Source organism: Ralstonia sp. Ralssp135, assembly GCF_047304345.1.
In the GTDB taxonomy this organism is placed as follows: domain Bacteria; phylum Pseudomonadota; class Gammaproteobacteria; order Burkholderiales; family Burkholderiaceae; genus Ralstonia; species Ralstonia chuxiongensis.
This window is the reverse complement of sequence record NZ_JBGLYZ010000003.1, coordinates 219,178-236,525: the sequence shown is the minus strand read 5'-3', so window position 1 is coordinate 236,525 and position 17,348 is coordinate 219,178. Positions and strand designations below refer to the sequence as shown.

Genomic DNA, 17,348 nt, shown 5'->3' with positions numbered 1-17,348 from the left:
CCCATCCGGAGACCGCATGCCCGCCCCCAATTCGCCCGCAACGCTTGTGCGCCGCACCCAAAGCCTGGCGGACGTCGTGGTGGACCACATCAAGGGGCGTATCGCGAACGAATCCCTGCGCGTTGGCGACAAGCTGCCGACGGAATCCGCATTGATGGAAGCGCTGGGCGTGAGCCGCACGGTGATACGCGAAGCCATTTCGCGCCTGCAGGCCAAGGGACTGATCGAAACGCGTCACGGTATCGGCAGCTTCGTCCTGCCGCCGCGCACAGACAACAGCATCCCGCTGGGCGACGCGTCCACAATGCACGAGATCCTGAGCATGCTGGAACTGCGCGTCGCCATTGAGACGGAGTGCGCGGGCCTGGCCGCCCAGCGCATTTCTCCCGCCGAGATCGACGCCCTGCGCATGGCACTCGAAGCCATCGAGCAGGACCAGGCAGACGGCAACGACAGCGCCACCTCCGACCTGCAATTTCATCTGAGCATCGCGCGCGCCACAGGCAATGAACACTTTGTTGGCGCCCTCGCCCAGCTCGGCAAAACGCTCATCCCGCGCACGCGGATGGGACTGGAGCAGGTGGGTTACCTGAACGCTCCGGAACTGCGTGCCACAGTCAACCGCGAGCACCACAGCGTCTTTGAAGCCATCGCCCGCAAAGACCCCGAAGCGGCGCGCGCAGCCATGCGCATGCACCTGTCAAACAGCCGCGAACGCCTGCGGCGCGCGCACGAAGCGGCCGGCGCGCAAGCAGCGGCAACGGCAACGGCAGGCTGAGTTGGCCCGAAGACCGTACAGTTGTACGACGTCTTATTACCCAGCACCAACCATCTCCCGCCCCAACGTGTTGGCGCCGTTGATAAAGATTTGCATTCCCCCGCTCTCAGCCACGTAACCTGAGCTTGCACCGACCCCTCGTGGGTGCGCTCCGGTCGCGGAAGAGAGAGCCGCGGCCTTCTTGGCCCTGATGCTGCTGTCCCGAGTATCAGGGCGTTTCTTTTTGGCAGCCGCCACTCGATCCGTCTGCCCGACCAAGAAAAAAGCCCCGACTCGCGGGGCTTTTCTGTTTTCAAGCGCCTCAGTCAGCGGTCGCGAGCCATCAGGTGATAGCCCGCCAGCAGAATGACAGCGCCCACCACCGAACCGACAAATCCCGCCGACTGGCCCGGCTCATACCAGCGCATCAACTGGCCGAGAAAAGCGGCTGCCAGCGCGCCGGCAATGCCGATCATGATCGTGAGGAGGAAGCCGCTGACGCCTCGCCCTGGCGTGATCCACCGGGCCACAAGCCCGGCCAGAAAGCCGATGAGGATGGTGATGCAGAGCAATTGCATGGCCGTGGCTCCGTGGTCAAGGCGGTCAGTGCGTTGCCACCGCTTCCATCACGCGCTCCAGGCAGAAGCCCTGCCCGTAGATGGCGCGCAGGCGCAGGCCGTTCTCCGTGCCAAGCCGCAACTTCTTGCGCAAGCGCGAGACATGCGTATCGAGCGTGCGTGAATACGGGCTCAGCTCGCGGCCCCAGAGCGCCAGTTCGATGTCGGCGCGCGAGAGAACGCGCCCCGCATTTGCGAACAGCAGCAGCGCCAGCTCAAATTCACGCGCATGCACCGACACCGAAACATCGCGCAGCCGGATGGAACGATTTTGCCGGTCCAGCGTGTACGGCCCCAGCTGAATCTCCGACGCTCTCACAGCACGGCTCACGGCAAAGCGGCGGATCAAGGCATCAAGCCGCGCGAGCAACTCAGGCGGACGGATATCACCTTGGAAACAGAGGTCTGCGCCGTGATTGAGCGCGTCTGCGGTTTCGGTATCGGCCTGGCCGTCGGCCAGGTAGACGATTGCCATACCTGGGCCCACACGCTCGCGCACGGTGCGCACCAGCGACAGGCCCGGCATGTCGTGCGCATGCGCGCCGACCATCAGCAGGTTGATGCCGTGCACATCAATGGCTTCAAAAACTTGGCGGGAGAGAAACAGCGGCACACATTCGAAGCGCGTGGGCTGCAGCGCGGAGTGGATCGCCTGCTGGCGGGCGAGGTGCGTGTCGATCAGACCGATTTTCATGGCTCGGTTTCGAGGTTGACTGCGTGCGGCGCGGTCAAGCGGTGGTGCGACGATGGTGTTGTTCATTGCCGTCGTCGCGACCACCGCCGCGCCACATGGATACATGCCGACCAGCCAGCCAGAAGCGTTCGACCTGCGGCGGGTTCCCGTCGCCGCGCAGGGCTTGATGCAGTTGGGCGCGAACGCGTTCGTAATCGCATTCGCTCAAAACATCGGTTGCAATCTGGCTCAACATACGCGGCGCCTCGGGCGTGTCTGTGCTCGGTTTTCCAAGGTGCCGTCGTCTCTCGACCGGTGTGTCACCGGTGCATGCTGTGCGGGTCGGCCAATGAACTGTAGGGCCGCCGCAGTGCCGAAATGCAAATGATTGAAAAGGAAATGTGGCAAAGGCCACACGAGACCGCGATGGCCTCAGGCGTCGTGGCGATGCGCGCTGCGCGGCAGTGACAGCGTGAAGGTGGAGCCGAGCCCCGGCGCGCTCTGCACAGCAATGCGGCCGCCGTGCCGGTCGACCACCGTCTTCACGAAAACGAGGCCCAGCCCGCTGCCGGACGGCGCGTTAGCCATGTCCTCATGCAAGCGATGAAACGGCTGGAATAAGCGCGGCTGATCAGCCAGGGCAATACCGGCCCCCTGGTCGGCCACGGCCACCGAGAACATCGCCTCGTCTTGTTTGACCGACACGGTGACGACAGAACCCGCCGCGCTGAACTTGATGGCGTTGTTAAGCAGGTTCACCAGCGCGCGCACCAGCAAACGCGGTTCGCCCCGCACGGCCGCTTCGATGTCGGCTACCACGCGCACTTCCACCTGGTGACGATTCGCGAGCGGCCAGACCTCGTCAGCGGCATCGAGCACCAGGCCCACCAGGTCCACATCCACCAGCTTGAGTGTTTGCGATTCGGCTCGCGCCAGGTCGATGAAGGCGTCGGCCAGCTCCAGCGTGCGCGATGACAGCTGCCCGATGCGCGAGAGCAGCACGTCGCGATCCAATGCGCGCGATGTGTCGCGCTGCAGTTCGATCAGCGCCAGGATGGCGCTCTGCGGCGAACGCATGTCGTGTGAGATGAAACGCAGCGCTTCTTCGCGGCGGAGCTCGGCCTGTCGCACCGGCGTGATGTCGGCAAAACTGACGATGATGTCGACGGGGCGGCCCGCTTCGTCGCGCAACGCGGCGGCGTGCATCAACATCGAGCGGCCGTCGTGCGTTTGTAGCTCGACAGGTTCGAGCCCGGCGGGGTCGGCCAGCCAGCGCGTCCAGTAGTGCTCGCCTGCGGCGGGGTCGGGAAACGCACGCGCCAGCAGCGTCGGCAGGTCGCGCAATGCGGCCGAGCGGTTTTGGCCGGGCGTCTGCAGCTGGCCGGCCAGATCTGCGCTGCGGCCATTCGCCAGGCGGATCGTGCCGTCGCGGGTGCAGACAACGGTGGCATCGGGCAGGCTCTCCAGCGCATCGGCCAGGAAGCGGCGCAGCGCGCGCAGCTTGTCCGTGAGCGCGGCGACGGCATCCATGTGCGCGCCCAGTGTGCGGCCGGTGCGCGTCAGAGGCGCCGCATCGCCCAACAGGCCGGGCTCGCGCGCCAAGCGCTGCATCTCCTCACGCAGGAAGCGCAACGCGGCTTCCTGCTGGCGCCAGCTCCACAGCGGATACAGCACCAGCGGGCCAACCAACGCGGCAAACGGCGGCAACCAGCGATTGCCAAACACGAGCACACCAATCGCGCTCAACAACAACACAGCGGCACCCGTCACCGCCACGGCAAGCGCCATCCTTGGCGTGAGCCAACGCACCGCAAACGCGGTCATCAGCAAGGGAAGCAGCGTCATCGCCCAGAACACGCCTGGCGGCACAGGCAGGATGGCGCTGCCGTCGAGCACCGTCTGCGTGGCATTGGCCAGCACTTCAACGCCGCTCATCGTGCGCGAAGGCGGCGTCGCAAAGATATCGGACACGCCCGATGCCGTCGCCCCGATCAGCACCAGCTTGCCTGCGAGCGCCTCGGGCGGCACGTGGCCGTTAAGCACGTCCACCGCCGGCACATGCCGGTACGTACCGGCCGGCCCCGCAAAATTCAGGCGGATATGCGCCCGCCGCGTCCAGCCGCCGGCATCGGTCTCCACATCAGGCAGCGCCGGTATGGAGGCCGGCGGTTGGAGCGCCTGTCGCGCGAGCTGCACGGCAAGATGGTCCAGCACATGCGCACGCGGACCCTCGGCCAGATACATGCCACGCACGACGCTGTCCGCATCGGGGGCGGCATTGATATGCGCGACGGACGAGTTGATACCGAGAAACGGATAGTGATACACGCGCCCGTGCTCCGTGTGCTCGGGCAGCGCGGGCAGGATGACGTGTCCGGCCTGCTCGATGGCGGCGGTCAATGCACGATCCCCTTCGGGCTGCGCAAGATCGGGTTCGATCAGCAGAATATCGACGCCGATGGCGCGTGGCCGCGCCTGCCCCACGCGCGCAATCAGATCGGCCAGCCGGGCGCGCGGCCACGGCCAGCGCCCGACCGCGTCAAGACTTTGGTCATCAATGGCAACAATGACGATATCGTCGCGCGGCGCATGCCCATGCAGCGTGACGGCAGTGTCGTACAGAGCCGCATCAAGCCGCGCGACCACGCTCCAGCGCACCGCACCCAACGTCAGCAGCGCAGCCAGCACCACCAGCACGCCCCACTCCACCAGCGCGCGCCGCCCAAGGCTGCGCACGTCCGATTTGGCGGGCACGGGTTCAGTCATTGAGAAGGAGATTGCTGCCGCCGCTCTGCACCGGGCTGCGAGCGGAATCGCCGACGAAGGTGCCGACGTCAATGCGCTGCGGCTTGGCGTAGACCACCGATGCCGCATCGCCCAGGTCTACGCCAGTGCGGATGTAATACACGCCGGACGGTGGCCGCGGAATGGTGGCCTCATTGCCTTCGCTCACGATGTCGGCGATGGGCTTGGCGAAGCTTGTGTCACCTGCCAGTTGCACACGCGTGCGCGCGCCAGATGCCGCCAGCTCGGGCGACAGCGCAGGCCAGTGGGCGTGCAGCTTGCCATCATTGCCGGCTTCCACTGCGGCTGTCGGCACGGCATCCGGCGGAATGTCGAGCACGCGAAAGCGCAGCGCGTCGCTCCACGGGCCCGTTTTGCCGTCTGCGGCCACAGAGCGCACACGCCACCACCATGTGCCGGCCGTCAATGGCTTGGTCAGACGCACATCTTTGCCATGCTGCTGGACGGCAGGGGTGGCGAAGGTTTCTGTGCCGGCGACTTCCATGTCGTAGCTGCCGGCATCGGACACGGCAGCCCATGCGAATGCCACGTCGCCGCTGCGGTAGGTCCGGCCGCTGGCGGGCTGGATCGTATAGGGCGCTTCCGGGTGCAGGCGCACGGTGAACGGCCGCGTGGCCGACTCGCTTGTCAGCCCGAGCACATCGATGCTTTGCACGACGAGCGTGTAGTCGCCGTCCTCATCGCCGCAGAGCGTTACCGCGGGTGTCTTGCTCGATTGGTAAGCGCTGAGTTCGGTCAGCGCGGCATCGCGCGCCACGGCTGCGCGATAGCCGACCGCGCCCTTGACGGGCTGCCACGTCGCGCGCAGGCACGGCGTCTGCACAAGCTCGGGAATGGCGTCGAGCTTGGGCGCAGCAGGCAGCGCTGCGCGCTTGAGGTGCCCATCCGATGCCTGCACGCCAAAGCCGGCCTTGACCGCCTGCCTCTGGCGACCGGCGCGCGTGGCCACCTCGCCATCGAGCACGGAACTCGTCGATACGTCTTCGCTGGCCTGCACGCGAAAACGCGTACCGCGCACCCCCGTCACCAGCGCCGGCGTGGAAATCTCGTACCGGCCCACGCCGGTCTTTCTGGGCGAGACATTGGAGTCGGCCTCGCCCTGCTTTACGTGCACACGCACATCGATTAGCCCGGCACGCGCAAACGCTCGCACACGCGACAGCGCCACGTGGCTGCCCGGCGGCACCGTAACGCGCGTGCCGTCATCAAATGCCAGCGTCACGGCGCCTTTGTCGCCGGTATCAATCTGCGACGCTTCTGTGAGCTTCATACCCGCTTGCAGCGGCTTGCCGCCGGTCGTTGCATCGCGGGCAAACACCACCTGCGCCGTCGCCGGCACCACCGGAATTCGATCGAACGGAATCCGAAGGACAGAGCCAGGCTTCAATCGATACGGATCCGCCACATGGTTGCGCTGCTGCAGCAAGCGCCAGCCTTCGACGCTGTCCATGTAACGCGCTGCGAGGTTGATCAGCGTGTCGCCCTGCTGCACGCGATAGAGGAAATCGGTGCCATCGGCGCCAGAAGGCTGAGCCGTCGCCGCCTGCCACACGCCGCCAAAAAGAACGAACGCGCCGACAAACGCGGCGCGCCCAATCAAACCACCCCAGATTGCGTCAGCTTGCTTCACCATCTTCCTGCGTGGTTTCGAGCCGATAGCCATGCGAATACACCGAGACCAGCCGCACGCCATTCTTCTGATTGAGATCGAGTTTGAGCCGAAGCTTTGAAATATGCGTGGCGAGCGTGCGCGAATCCGGGCCAATGCTGCGTCCCCAGACTGCCTGCTCAATCAGTTCTCGCGGCACCAGCTTGCCGACATTGCGGAACAGGTACAGCCCAAGATCAAACTCGCGCGGCGACAGCTCAACCTGCGAGCCATTCAACGTCAGCACGCGCCCGACCGGGTCCACCGCGTACGGGCCGACGCGAATGCGCTCGAGCGATTCGCTCGTGCGCGGCGCGGCGCGACGTAGCAGCGCACCGACGCGCGCCACCAACTCGGCGCGGCGCACCGGCTTGACGACGTAATCATCGGCGCCGGCGGCAAGCCCGCGCACCACGTCGTCTTCGAGCGATCGGTTGGTCAGAAACAGCACCGGCAGGGCCGGGCCGACCGTCTGCCGCACCCAACTCACAAGTTGAATGCCGCTGATATCGGGCAACTGCCAGTCGAGCAGCAGCAGGTCGAAGGTCCGATCCCGCAGCGCCTTGACGAAGGCATCTCCGTTACTGAAACACTCGCATTCGTATCCGGACGAAACCAGGATCTCTCGGATCAAATCGGACTGCGCCTGGTTGTCTTCTACCGAGGCAATTCGTATCGCCATCTGGACTGCCCTTTCCCCGTAACGGGTCCGGCATCGCTATGCGAAATGCCGGGTCACTCCGTTCGTCGTTGTGATCGGGGTCCCGGACCGGCGCATCGTTGTCCGATCCACCAGCCACCATTGGCGCGGCACGTGCCCGCCGCGCAAGACCTTACCCACGCCCCGCCAGCATGTGTCGCACACCGGCTTGAGCCCAGCTCATGCTAAAAGGCCGCCCCTGTCATATTGCAAACAATTGTGAAAAGCTAAGCGCAGAGCCGGGTTTCCATGGCGTTCTATCATTTTTTATCACGCCATTACAAGGTGCGAGGTCTCAGGAAGTATAGGAGCGGGCCACCGGGCTGGTGAGGCTACCGGGTATACGCTGCCCCGGGTCCTCGTTGCATAACCTGCCGCTAGCGGTCTCGCTTACGGGCCCAAGCCGTAGTCGCCGCCCAGAACACCAGCGCGGCCAAGCTGAGAGCGGCCCCCAAAACGCATACCCCTGACCAGCCGGCCGACGCATACACCAGCGTCGAAGCCACCGCTCCGAACCCACTGCCCGCCGCATAGAACAGCATGTAGGCGCCCACCAGCCGGCTGTGCGCCTCTGGCTGCAAGCGAAAGATCAGACTCTGGTTGAGCACGTGCACAGCTTGCCCACCCAGGTCCAACAGAATCACGCCGGCGATCAACCACGCCAGATGCTGCAATCCGAGACCGAGCGGCCACCACGCGAGCAGCAACAAACCCAGCGCGACGCCCGTGGCCGTCTGCGCCCAACCACGGTCCGCCAGAAGCCCGGCTCGCGCGGCAGCCAGCGCACCAATCGCCCCGACCAAACCGAATGCACCAATGCCTGCCGGCGAGAACGCATAGGGCGGCGCACTCAGAGCCAGCGCCATCGCGCTCCAGAAGACATTGAACGCCGCGAACATCAACAAACCGATCAGGCCGCGCGCCTGCAACACACGTTCGGTCATCAGAAGTTGCCACATCGAGCGCAGGAGCGCCGTGTATCTCATGGGCGAAAGCGCAGTCGGCGGCGCACGCAACGAGCGCCAAAGCATAAAGAGCATCGCTGCCGAGAGGCCGGCTGACACCATATAGACGGCACGCCAGCCAGCGGCATCCGCGATCCAGCCAGCAACGGCACGCGCCAGCAAAAGACCGATCACGACCCCGCCCTGTACCGCACCCACCACACGCCCGCGCTCTGCCGATTGCGCCAACGCGGCAGCGCAGGCGATCAGTCCTTGCGTCATCGCTGTGCCAAGCAAACCAACGGAGAACATGCCGAGCAACAACCACCAGCGCACCGGTGCAAGCGCTACCGCGAGCAACGCCAGCGTGAGCAAGACGAGCTGCACCAACAGCAGCGGCTTGCGCGGCCAGCGATCCCCTAATGGCACGACGAGCGCCAGGGCAAGTGCGCAGCCAGCTTGTGTCGCGCCGATGATACCGCCCGCCCATGCATCGCTGAGCGCAAACTCACGGGCCAATGGTTCGAGCAACGGCTGGACAAAGTAGACATTCGATACGCTAGCCGCTGCGCAAAGCGCCAGCATTGCAACCCACGCGTGCGGCAACGCCCGGGAGGGACCGGCACGCTCGGTAGACGAATGCTCGGCAACACAATCAGAGGGCATCTGTTGCCTCATATGGTTTTAATTTAAAACCACTTGAGTCTATGCAACCTAGTTTTCTTATGCAACCACTTAGCTGAAGGGATTGGCTGGCGACGCCGGTGGCGGCCGCATCGACGCAGAGGTGGTGCGTTGTCCAAACAGAAGAATGCACGGCGAGGAACGCTAAGCCCGAAACACGCGCATCGCGCACGATGCAAAAACAAAAAGCCCCGAATCAGTCGGGGCTTTCTTCTTGCATTCTGGAGGCGGAGGCCGGAATCGAACCGGCGTACACGGCTTTGCAGGCCGCTGCATAACCACTTTGCTACCCCGCCAGGGGCTCAGCACCGCATTGTAGCAATTCATGGAGAATCGCGTGCTTGCCGTGCCGATAAAGAAAAAGGGAAGCAAGGCTTCCCTTCGGGATTGGAGCGGGAAACGAGGCTCGAACTCGCGACCTCAACCTTGGCAAGGTTGCGCTCTACCAACTGAGCTATTCCCGCGTAACCGGTTATGCCGCCGTGCCATCACATCAACACGGCCACACATTTCAAACTGGAGCGGGAAACGAGGCTCGAACTCGCGACCTCAACCTTGGCAAGGTTGCGCTCTACCAACTGAGCTATTCCCGCATTTTGGCTATCAGCACTGCCGTACAACCTTTGCGCTGCCAGACCGTTTGCGTCACATCACTGCAACGCGAGAACGAAATTATGGCAAAGAAAGATCGCTCTCGTCAACAGTTTTGCGCAAGAGTTTTTACAGGCTCATTTTGCGCGCTCGCGAATCTGTGGCCAGGCGAGCTTCATGTAGTACGCCATCGACCACAGCGTAAGCACCGCCGCCACGTAAATCAGCCACGTGCCCCACACCTGCGCGTCGATCATGCCGAACAGGCGGCCCTCGAACAGCAGCAACGGAATCGCGATCATCTGGAAGGTCGTCTTCAGCTTGCCGAGGAAGTTGACGGCCACGCTCTTCGACGCGCCAATTTGCGCCATCCACTCACGCAGGGCGGAGATGGTGATCTCACGGCCAATGATGACAAGTGCGATGACGTCGGACACGCGGCCCAATGACAGCAGCACCAGCAGCGCTGCGGCCACCATCAGCTTGTCGGCCACCGGATCGAGGAAGGCCCCGAAGGCGGAGGTCTGGTTCCAGCGGCGCGCAAGAAAGCCGTCGAACCAATCGGTGAGGCTTGCGACGATGAAAAACACCGCCGCCGTCAGGTTCTTGGCAGGCAGTGCCATCCAGGTGTCCGGCACGTAGAACACGCCCACCACCAGCGGGATCATGGCCACACGCAACCAGGTCAGGAGGATCGGGAAGTTGAAAGGCATGGCAAATCGAGAGGACAACCGCCGCGCAAGCGCAAACCGACGCGACAAGATGGGGCATTGTCGCCGATCAATGCAACTGACGGTAGATTTCTTCGGCCAGGGTCTGCGAGATACCTTCCACCGTGGCCAGCTCGTCGACGCTCGCGGCCATCACGCCACGCAGGCCGCCAAAGCGCGCCAGCAACCGCTGCCGGCGCTTGGCGCCGATGCCCTCGATCTCTTCCAGCCGCGACGTGTTGCGTGCCTTGGCCCGCTTGGCACGCATACCGGTGATGGCAAAGCGGTGCGCTTCATCGCGAATCTGCGCGACAAGCATCAGCGCGGCGCTGCCCTGCCCCAGCTCCAGTGACGGACGGCCATCGGCAAAGATGAGCGTTTCCAGGCCGACCTTGCGCCCCTCGCCCTTGGCCACGCCGACGAGCAATCCGATATCCAGCCCAAGCTCCTCAAAGACCTGGCGCGCGACTTCCACCTGTCCCTTACCGCCGTCGATCAGCACGATGCTCGGCATGTTGGGCGTGTCTTCGCCAGCCTGCTCGACGATCTTCTGGTAGCGGCGCGTGAGGACTTGCCGCACGGCCGCATAGTCGTCGCCGGGGGTGATGTCCTGGATGTTGTAGCGGCGGTATTCGCTGTTTTGCATGGCGTGGCTGTGAAAGACCACGCACGAAGCCTGCGTGGCTTCGCCGGCGGTGTGGCTGATGTCGAAGCACTCGACCCGCAGCGCGGCGAGGTCTTCGAGATCAATGCCGATGGTCTCGGCCAGCGCAAGTGTGCGGGCCTGCTGGCTGCCTTGCTCGGAAAGCCGGCGCATCAGTGACAGCTCCGCGCCCTTCTCCGCCATCTCCAGCCACGCGCGGCGCCCGCCCTGCGGCTGGCGCACAACCGAAACGCGGCGCCCGGCCTGCTCGGCCAACGTGTCGATCAACTCGGTTGCGTGAATCTGATGGCTGACCACCAGCACCGGCGGCACAAACTGATCGAGATAGTGCTGCGCGACGAAGGCTTCGAGGATGTCGCTGGCCATGCGTTCGGCATCGCGTGATGTTTCTGCCGCAGTCTCACCATCGGCTTCCACATCCACGCCGACAATGGCGGCGCCCTCTTCAACATGCGTGGGGAAGTAAGCCTTGTCGCCCAGATGGCGCCCGCCGCGCACCATCGCGAGGTTCACGCAGGCGTGGCCGCCCTTGATGGCAACCGCCAGGATGTCGATGTCGCTGGCGTGGCCGACCTCCTCCACAGACTGCTGCTTGAGCACCGTCGACAGCGCGCCGATCTGGTCGCGCACGATGGCGGCCTGCTCGAACTCCAGCGATTCAGCGTAGCGCTGCATCTTGTCCTGCAACGTCTGCATGACCTCGTCCTGCCGGCCTTGCAGGAAACCGGCCGCGTTGGCGACGTCACGCGCGTAATCCTCTGCGCTGATCGCCTGCACGCACGGGCCGCTGCAGCGATGGATCTGATGCAGCAGGCACGGCCGCGTGCGGTTGTTGAAGACCGTGTCTTCGCACGTGCGGAGCTGGAACACCTTCTGGAGGATCTGCATGCTCTCGCGCACGGCATGCGCACTCGGGAATGGCCCGAAGTACTGATGCTTGCGATCGGTCGCACCTCGGTAATACGCCATGCGCGGATACGCGTGCTGCGTGAGCTTCAGATACGGATACGACTTGTCGTCGCGAAACAGGATGTTGTAGCGCGGCGCCAGCGCCTTGATGAGGTTGTTCTCTAGCAGCAGCGCTTCGGCTTCACTGCGCACAACCGTGGTGTCGATGCGCGCAATCTTCGCCACCATCATCGCGATGCGGGGCGAAAGCAGCGTTTTGTTGAAGTAGCTCGACACGCGCTTCTTGAGGTCGCGCGCCTTGCCCACATAGAGAACGTTGCCCTGGGCATCAAAGTAGCGATACACGCCCGGCAGGTTCGGCAGGCGCGCGATATGCGCTTTCGCGTCGAACTCGGGCACATTTGCAGGCGCGCTGGGCTCGACGCTCTCGGGCGTCTCGGAAGGCTGGGGTTGCGTGGGGTCGGACGACATGGCGTTCGCTGGATCAGAGGCCGTCAGTGTAGAACAAGCCGCCGACTACAATGTCGGCCCATCTTCTTCGCTGCCCGGCTGGCCTTCCTGCATGCGCAACATCACATCCTGGGATCTCTTCTGCCGCGTCGTCGACAACTACGGCGACATTGGCGTCTGCTGGCGCCTGGCTCGCCAGCTTGTGCAGGAGCACGGCCATACCGTCCGCCTGTGGGTCGACGATCTCCGCTCGTTCGAAAAGATCTGCCCTGCTGTCGACGCAAAGGCCGATGCGCAGCGCGTCTCGGGCGTGGATATTCGCCACTGGGCTGACGATGCGCAGGTCACCAGCCTGCTCGCTGCCGACGCGCCCCCCGCGCTGCACGACGTGGTGATCGGCGCCTTCGCATGCGCCGTCCCGGAGCCCATGCTGAAGCTCATGGCCGAGCGGGCATCCCAAGGATCGGCGCCGGTCTGGATCAACCTCGAATACCTGAGCGCCGAAAACTGGGTGGCCGAGCATCACGCGATGCAGTCGCCACATCTGCGGCTGCCGCTCGTCAAACACTTCTTTTTCCCCGGCTTCGCCCGCAACACCGGCGGCGTACTTCGGGAATCGCATCTTGGCGCCCAACGCAAGACGTTCGAAGCAAGCCCCGCCGCCCACCAGGCGTTGTGGCACCGCCTCGGCGTTGACGACCTGATGCGCGACTGCCCTGACGCCCTGCGCGTGAGCTTGTTCGCCTATGCCAACCCGGCACTGCCAACGCTGGTCGCTCAATGGGAGGCATCGCCACAGCCGGTGGTTTGCCTAGTCCCGGAAGGCTTGGCTGCCAAGCAGGTCGCCGAGCTGTTGGGTGACGCCAGTGGTGCCAAGACTGGGGCCCGCTGGACGCGCGGCAACCTGAGCGTGGCAGTCGTGCCGTTCGTGCCGCAGGAGCATTACGACCCGCTCCTCTGGGCTTGCGACATCAACTTCGTGCGCGGAGAAGACTCATTCGTGCGCGCCCAATGGGCGCTGAAGCCTTTTGTTTGGCACATCTACCCCCAGAGCGACGACGTGCACCTCACGAAGCTGGACGCCTTTCTGACGCGCTATACCGCCGCCCTGGCGGAGGCCGATGCCAAGGCACTCGTCGCCTTCTGGCACGCGTGGAATGGTGCGCCGGCATCACTCAACTGGGCGGACTTTGCATCTATGGCGGCGCGTCTGCGCGCACGGGCCGTCACCTGGGAACAAAGCTTGATTCAACTAGGCGATCTCGCCGCGAATTTGGTGGCATTTTGCCAAAAACAGGTAAAATAGCGGGCTGATCTGTATGCGCCCCCCGGCTCTGACCTGGTTCGCGCGGCCCGGAGGGTATCGCGCGGTGCTTCGTTGCTTGGCGCGCATCGAACCCTCTTACTCTCAGGAAATGTGAAATGGCTTTGAAAATCGCGCAGGAACTCCGCGCTGGCAACGTGTTCATGATCGGCAACGACGCAATGGTCGTTCTCAAGACCGAGTACAGCCGTTCGGGCCGTTCGGGCGCCGTCGTCAAAATGAAGTACAAGAACCTGCTGACGGGCGCAGGCGGCGAGTCGGTGTTCAACGCCGACGACAAGATGGACCAAGTCATCCTGGAGAAGAAGGAAGCCGAGTACTCCTACTTCGACGGCACGATGTACGTGTTCATGGATCCGGTCACGTACGAGCAGTACAACGTTGAGCCCGCCGCCATGGGCAGCGCGCTGAACTACCTGCAAGACGGCATGAAGGTCGAAGTGACGTTCTACAACGAGAACGCCATCTCGGTGGAACTGCCGACGACGGTTGTCCGCGAAATCGTCTACACCGAACCGGCCGTCAAGGGCGACACGTCGTCGGGCAAGGTTCTGAAGGCGGCTCGCATCAACGACAACGAAGAATTCACGATCATGGTCCCGCTGTTCTGCAACATCGGCGAGAAGATCGAAATCGACACGCGTACCGACGAGTACCGCAGCCGCGCCAAGTAAGCTGGCGTCGCAGCAAGAAGAAAGGCTCCCTTGGGAGCCTTTTCTTTTTCGAGCAGACTTCTTGGCGTTTCGAGGCTACTTGATGAGTTTCGCCTCGCGCAACATACGCAGCGCCTGCTTGTAAGCCGATTGCTGCTGCAGCTTCGCCCAGTCCTTCACGGCGCGACCACCAAACAACCGCCGCACGCGCCGCTGCGACGCCTTGCCCATCGGCACATCCAATTCGCCGAGCAGTTGATCGGCCTTTTCCGACGCATTGCAGATCAGCACCATGTCGCAGCCGGCCGTGAGCGCCGCTCGCGCACCGTCGACGACCGTGCCGGCAACGCTCGCGCCTTCCATGCTTAGGTCATCGCTGAAGATCACGCCGTCGAAGTTGAAGTGCGCGCGCAGCATGTCCTGCAACCAAAAGCGAGAGAAGCCCGCCGGATTCGGATCGACGGCCGAGTAAATCACGTGCGCCGGCATCACCGACTGCAGGCCAATTCCCATCCACCCATAGGGCTGCGCGTCGTCAGCGAGGATGGCCTCCAGCGGACGCTCGTCCACCGGCACGGCGATGTGCGAATCAGCCTGGACGTAGCCGTGGCCGGGGAAATGCTTGCCGCAGTTGGACATGCCAGCCAGGCGCAGGCCCAGCGTCAGGTGGTTGGCGAGCATCGTTACCACACGCGGGTCGCGATGGAACGCGCGATCGCCGATCACGCTGCTGCTGCCATAGTCGAGATCGAGCACGGGCGTGAAGCTGAGGTCGATATCGCACGCGCGCAGTTCGGCGGCCAGCACGTAGCCGCAAGCCGTAGCAGCGCCCGTGGCGGCCAGCACGTCGGTGTCCCAGAGCTTGCCCAGCGCGCCCATGGCGGGCAGGTGCGTGAAGCCGTCGGTCTTGGCGCGCTGCACGCGGCCGCCTTCGTGGTCGATGCAAATCAGCACGTCGTTGCGAATCGCGCGAATGGCCTGCGTAAGCGCGGTCAATTGCGCGCGCGATTCAAAGTTGCGCGCAAACAGGATCACGCCACCCGTCAACGGATGGGCAATGCGTCGAACATCGTCGGGGCCGAGTTCCAGGCCGGCAACATCCAGAACGATCGGGCCGGGGTACTTCTGCTTCTTGGTTTGAGTCATGCGGAGGATTTCGTTTGCAACTCGGCGACGGCGAAGGCGACCGCATAGTCTCGTTCGTCCGTCACACTGATCTGGATATGAAGGCCGTGCTGCGCAATCCAGTCGGCCAGTTCACCGCTATAGCGCACGACTGGCTGGCCGGATGGCAAGTTCAGCGTCTGTACCGCCCGCCACGTCATCGGCCAGCGCATGCCAAGGCCGATGGCCTTGGACACGGCTTCCTTGGCGGCAAAACGCGTGGCAAGAAACGCGAGACCACGGCGCTCTGAGCGCGCCTTGCGGGCATGGTAGACACGCATCTCCTCGGGGCCCAGCACCTTTTCGGCAAAGCGGCCGTTGGTCCGCTGCATCACGCCTTCGACGCGCTCGATCTGGATGATGTCGGTGCCGATGCCGTAAATCGCACCGGACACCGAGGCGGCTGCGGGCCGTTCATTCATACAGGCACGCCCGGATGTGCAGCCGCCGGCGTGGTTGACGACAGCCGGGCCGCGACCATGATCGCCTTCATCTCGCGCACCGCGTTCTGCCACCCGGCAAACACCGCATGCGCAACGACGGCGTGGCCAATGTTGAGTTCGTGAATGCCGGCGATGGCCGCAATCGGCTGCACGTTCGTGTAGTGGAGGCCGTGGCCGGCGTTCACGCGCACGCCCCAGCGGATTCCCTCCTCCACCGCGGTTTCAATGCGAACGAGTTCAGCCCGCAATTCGGCATCGTCGGTCGCTTCGGCATAGCGGCCCGTGTGCAGTTCGATGACCGGAGCGCCGGCGGCGGCGGCCGCCTCGATCTGCGCCGCATCCGGATCGATGAACAGCGACACGCGGATGCCCGCATCGGCCAGTTGCTTGCAAGCAGCCTGCACCTTGGCAAAACCGCCCACAACGTCCAGGCCGCCTTCGGTGGTGACTTCCTGACGGCGCTCGGGCACAAGGCAAACATCCTGCGGGCCGATGTCGCACGCGATGTCGAGCATCTCCTGCGTGACCGCGCACTCCAGATTCATGCGCGTGCGCAGTTGCGGCCGCAGCGCGCGCACATCGGCGTCCTTGATGTGGCGACGATCTTCGCGCAGGTGCAGGGTGATAAGGTCGGCGCCGGCTTCTTCAGCCAGCAGCGCCGCGGCGATCGGATCCGGGTAAGTGGTGCCGCGCGCGTTGCGCAGCGTGGCGACGTGGTCGATGTTGATGCCCAGGTCGATGATTCCCGGCGAGGCATGAAAGATCATAGTTTCTGCAAGTCGATCAGGATCTGGCGCGTCGAAAGCGGCGTGCCATGCAAATGATAATGCAGCAGGAAACGCATCAGGCTGCGGCTTTGCTGCGCGGTCGTTGGGCGTGAGGCGTAATCGTCGTGCTCCATGTCGATCAGCGTCTGGCCCCGCAAAACGGGCCAGGACGATGGATCGCTCGGCAGTGTCCGCCGGATGCCGCGCTCCGGGTGATAGACATACTCGGCGTCGGCTTGCACCGGCTCACCGTCGATGCAGCGGTCGAGCCGTGCAGCGAAGCCAGTCTCACGTAGCAGCACACGTTCGAACGCGCGCAGCGTGAAGGCGGCAGGTTCACCATGAGCCAGCTTGTTGAGCGTTTCGACGTAATGCGCGAAAAGTACTGGGTGGCCGTCTTCGCGGGCAACGAACTTGACGAGCAGTTCGTTCAGATAGAAGCCGGAAAGCAGCCCCTCCCCGCCCAGAGGCAGCATGCCGCCCACCCACTCGGCACGGGTCAGCGTGCGCACATCCCCTCGCCCGCTCCAGGAAAGCGACAGCGGCTGGAACGTTTGCAGCACCGCGCGCAGGGCCGAATGCGGCCGCTTGGCGCCCTTGGCCACCAGGGCCATGCGCCCATAGTCCGGCGTGAAGACGTCGATGATGAGGCTGGTTTCCCGATACGGGTAACTGTGCAGCACGAAGGCCGGCTGCGCTGCAACGCGCGTTTCGGAACGCCCTGCAGGAAAGCTCTTGCGCGGCGCGGCGCCGGCTACGCTTTCCTCGGCGAGCCATTCCGCGGCTTCGTCCGGAATCGGATCGGATCGTCCCGCCATCAAGCGTGTGTGGAGTGGCCCGGCTGG

At 64.1% G+C, this 17,348-nt stretch carries 16 protein-coding genes and 3 tRNA genes; 3 read left to right on the top strand and 16 right to left on the bottom strand.

Going from position 1 to position 17,348, the window contains the following annotated elements:
• Positions 1 to 16 precede the first annotated feature (16 nt).
• Complete coding sequence (locus tag ACCD03_RS04710) at positions 17 to 778, top strand: FadR/GntR family transcriptional regulator (RefSeq protein ID WP_045204373.1); 762 nt, start codon at positions 17 to 19, stop codon at positions 776 to 778.
• A 305-nt stretch (positions 779 to 1,083) separates the two neighbouring features.
• Here ACCD03_RS04710 and ACCD03_RS04705 read toward each other — a convergent pair whose 3' ends face one another.
• The 12 genes from ACCD03_RS04705 to uvrC all read right to left on the bottom strand — a co-directional run bounded on the left by ACCD03_RS04705 (position 1,084) and on the right by uvrC (position 12,173).
• A complete protein-coding gene (locus ACCD03_RS04705; protein WP_413410980.1) occupies positions 1,084 to 1,335 on the bottom strand; it encodes a GlsB/YeaQ/YmgE family stress response membrane protein in 252 nt (83 codons plus the stop codon).
• A gap of 25 nt (positions 1,336 to 1,360) precedes the next feature.
• Positions 1,361 to 2,068 (bottom strand): response regulator transcription factor, encoded by a 708-nt coding sequence (locus tag ACCD03_RS04700; RefSeq protein ID WP_045204374.1) that lies wholly within the window; start codon positions 2,066 to 2,068, stop codon positions 1,361 to 1,363.
• A gap of 34 nt (positions 2,069 to 2,102) precedes the next feature.
• On the bottom strand, positions 2,103 to 2,303 hold the full coding sequence (locus ACCD03_RS04695) for a hypothetical protein (RefSeq protein ID WP_413410978.1): 201 nt from the start codon (positions 2,301 to 2,303) through the stop codon (positions 2,103 to 2,105).
• Between the two features lie 176 nt (positions 2,304 to 2,479).
• Entirely contained in the window at positions 2,480 to 4,813 is a 2,334-nt protein-coding gene (locus ACCD03_RS04690; RefSeq protein ID WP_413410977.1) for a CHASE2 domain-containing protein, read from the bottom strand.
• On the bottom strand, positions 4,806 to 6,485 hold the full coding sequence (locus tag ACCD03_RS04685) for a FecR domain-containing protein (RefSeq protein WP_413410976.1): 1,680 nt from the start codon (positions 6,483 to 6,485) through the stop codon (positions 4,806 to 4,808). Before ACCD03_RS04685 ends, ACCD03_RS04690 begins: the two co-directional genes overlap by 8 nt.
• The gene (locus tag ACCD03_RS04680; protein WP_045204378.1) at positions 6,469 to 7,182 is read right to left on the bottom strand and encodes a response regulator transcription factor; all 714 of its coding nucleotides are present in this window, start codon (positions 7,180 to 7,182) and stop codon (positions 6,469 to 6,471) included. The genes ACCD03_RS04685 and ACCD03_RS04680 overlap by 17 nt, the downstream gene beginning before the upstream one ends.
• 395 nt (positions 7,183 to 7,577) lie before the next feature.
• Positions 7,578 to 8,810, bottom strand: a complete 1,233-nt coding sequence (locus tag ACCD03_RS04675) for an MFS transporter (RefSeq protein WP_413410975.1) — start codon at positions 8,808 to 8,810, stop codon at positions 7,578 to 7,580.
• Positions 8,811 to 9,050: 240 nt separating this feature from the next.
• Positions 9,051 to 9,124: transfer RNA gene (locus tag ACCD03_RS04670), tRNA-Cys, on the bottom strand.
• 92 nt (positions 9,125 to 9,216) lie between these two features.
• Positions 9,217 to 9,292, bottom strand: a tRNA-Gly gene (locus ACCD03_RS04665).
• Positions 9,293 to 9,345: 53 nt separating this feature from the next.
• Positions 9,346 to 9,421 (bottom strand) — tRNA-Gly (locus ACCD03_RS04660).
• A 135-nt stretch (positions 9,422 to 9,556) separates the two neighbouring features.
• Positions 9,557 to 10,132, bottom strand: coding sequence for a CDP-diacylglycerol--glycerol-3-phosphate 3-phosphatidyltransferase (pgsA, locus tag ACCD03_RS04655; RefSeq protein WP_004635606.1), 576 nt, complete (start codon positions 10,130 to 10,132; stop codon positions 9,557 to 9,559).
• 67 nt (positions 10,133 to 10,199) lie between these two features.
• Positions 10,200 to 12,173, bottom strand: a complete 1,974-nt coding sequence (gene uvrC / locus ACCD03_RS04650; protein WP_413410974.1) for an excinuclease ABC subunit UvrC — start codon at positions 12,171 to 12,173, stop codon at positions 10,200 to 10,202.
• A 91-nt stretch (positions 12,174 to 12,264) separates the two neighbouring features.
• Between uvrC and earP the strand changes: the two genes are divergently transcribed.
• Both earP and efp read left to right on the top strand, forming a co-directional pair.
• The gene (gene earP, locus ACCD03_RS04645; RefSeq protein ID WP_413410985.1) at positions 12,265 to 13,458 is read left to right on the top strand and encodes an elongation factor P maturation arginine rhamnosyltransferase EarP; all 1,194 of its coding nucleotides are present in this window, start codon (positions 12,265 to 12,267) and stop codon (positions 13,456 to 13,458) included.
• 122 nt (positions 13,459 to 13,580) lie between these two features.
• Positions 13,581 to 14,150: an elongation factor P gene (gene efp / locus ACCD03_RS04640; RefSeq protein WP_024542043.1), complete on the top strand. Its 570-nt coding sequence runs from the start codon at positions 13,581 to 13,583 to the stop codon at positions 14,148 to 14,150.
• A 75-nt stretch (positions 14,151 to 14,225) separates the two neighbouring features.
• On the opposite strand, the gene nagZ is transcribed toward efp, so the two are convergent.
• From nagZ to recO, 4 genes are read right to left on the bottom strand one after another with little or no spacing between them, the layout of a single operon-like run.
• Positions 14,226 to 15,275, bottom strand: coding sequence for a beta-N-acetylhexosaminidase (gene nagZ / locus ACCD03_RS04635; protein WP_413410973.1), 1,050 nt, complete (start codon positions 15,273 to 15,275; stop codon positions 14,226 to 14,228).
• On the bottom strand, positions 15,272 to 15,715 hold the full coding sequence (acpS, locus tag ACCD03_RS04630; protein WP_325655022.1) for a holo-ACP synthase: 444 nt from the start codon (positions 15,713 to 15,715) through the stop codon (positions 15,272 to 15,274). Before acpS ends, nagZ begins: the two co-directional genes overlap by 4 nt.
• Entirely contained in the window at positions 15,712 to 16,503 is a 792-nt protein-coding gene (pdxJ, locus tag ACCD03_RS04625) for a pyridoxine 5'-phosphate synthase (protein WP_012435233.1), read from the bottom strand. The genes acpS and pdxJ overlap by 4 nt, the downstream gene beginning before the upstream one ends.
• Positions 16,500 to 17,321 (bottom strand): DNA repair protein RecO, encoded by an 822-nt coding sequence (gene recO, locus ACCD03_RS04620; RefSeq protein ID WP_045204385.1) that lies wholly within the window; start codon positions 17,319 to 17,321, stop codon positions 16,500 to 16,502. The genes pdxJ and recO overlap by 4 nt, the downstream gene beginning before the upstream one ends.
• Positions 17,322 to 17,348: the final 27 nt, after the last annotated feature.

What these genes read in the sequence shown, in the direction of transcription:
- ACCD03_RS04710 (WP_045204373.1), top strand. Translation starts at nt 17, where the DNA reads ATGCCCGCCCCCAATTCGCCCGCAACGCTTGTGCGCCGCACCCAAAGC.
- ACCD03_RS04705 (WP_413410980.1), bottom strand. Translation starts at nt 1,335, where the DNA reads ATGCAATTGCTCTGCATCACCATCCTCATCGGCTTTCTGGCCGGGCTT.
- ACCD03_RS04700 (WP_045204374.1), bottom strand. Translation starts at nt 2,068, where the DNA reads ATGAAAATCGGTCTGATCGACACGCACCTCGCCCGCCAGCAGGCGATC.
- ACCD03_RS04695 (WP_413410978.1), bottom strand. Translation starts at nt 2,303, where the DNA reads ATGTTGAGCCAGATTGCAACCGATGTTTTGAGCGAATGCGATTACGAA.
- ACCD03_RS04690 (WP_413410977.1), bottom strand. Translation starts at nt 4,813, where the DNA reads ATGACTGAACCCGTGCCCGCCAAATCGGACGTGCGCAGCCTTGGGCGG.
- ACCD03_RS04685 (WP_413410976.1), bottom strand. Translation starts at nt 6,485, where the DNA reads ATGGTGAAGCAAGCTGACGCAATCTGGGGTGGTTTGATTGGGCGCGCC.
- ACCD03_RS04680 (WP_045204378.1), bottom strand. Translation starts at nt 7,182, where the DNA reads ATGGCGATACGAATTGCCTCGGTAGAAGACAACCAGGCGCAGTCCGAT.
- ACCD03_RS04675 (WP_413410975.1), bottom strand. Translation starts at nt 8,810, where the DNA reads ATGCCCTCTGATTGTGTTGCCGAGCATTCGTCTACCGAGCGTGCCGGT.
- pgsA (WP_004635606.1), bottom strand. Translation starts at nt 10,132, where the DNA reads ATGCCTTTCAACTTCCCGATCCTCCTGACCTGGTTGCGTGTGGCCATG.
- uvrC (WP_413410974.1), bottom strand. Translation starts at nt 12,173, where the DNA reads ATGTCGTCCGACCCCACGCAACCCCAGCCTTCCGAGACGCCCGAGAGC.
- earP (WP_413410985.1), top strand. Translation starts at nt 12,265, where the DNA reads ATGCGCAACATCACATCCTGGGATCTCTTCTGCCGCGTCGTCGACAAC.
- nagZ (WP_413410973.1), bottom strand. Translation starts at nt 15,275, where the DNA reads ATGACTCAAACCAAGAAGCAGAAGTACCCCGGCCCGATCGTTCTGGAT.
- acpS (WP_325655022.1), bottom strand. Translation starts at nt 15,715, where the DNA reads ATGAATGAACGGCCCGCAGCCGCCTCGGTGTCCGGTGCGATTTACGGC.
- pdxJ (WP_012435233.1), bottom strand. Translation starts at nt 16,503, where the DNA reads ATGATCTTTCATGCCTCGCCGGGAATCATCGACCTGGGCATCAACATC.
- recO (WP_045204385.1), bottom strand. Translation starts at nt 17,321, where the DNA reads ATGGCGGGACGATCCGATCCGATTCCGGACGAAGCCGCGGAATGGCTC.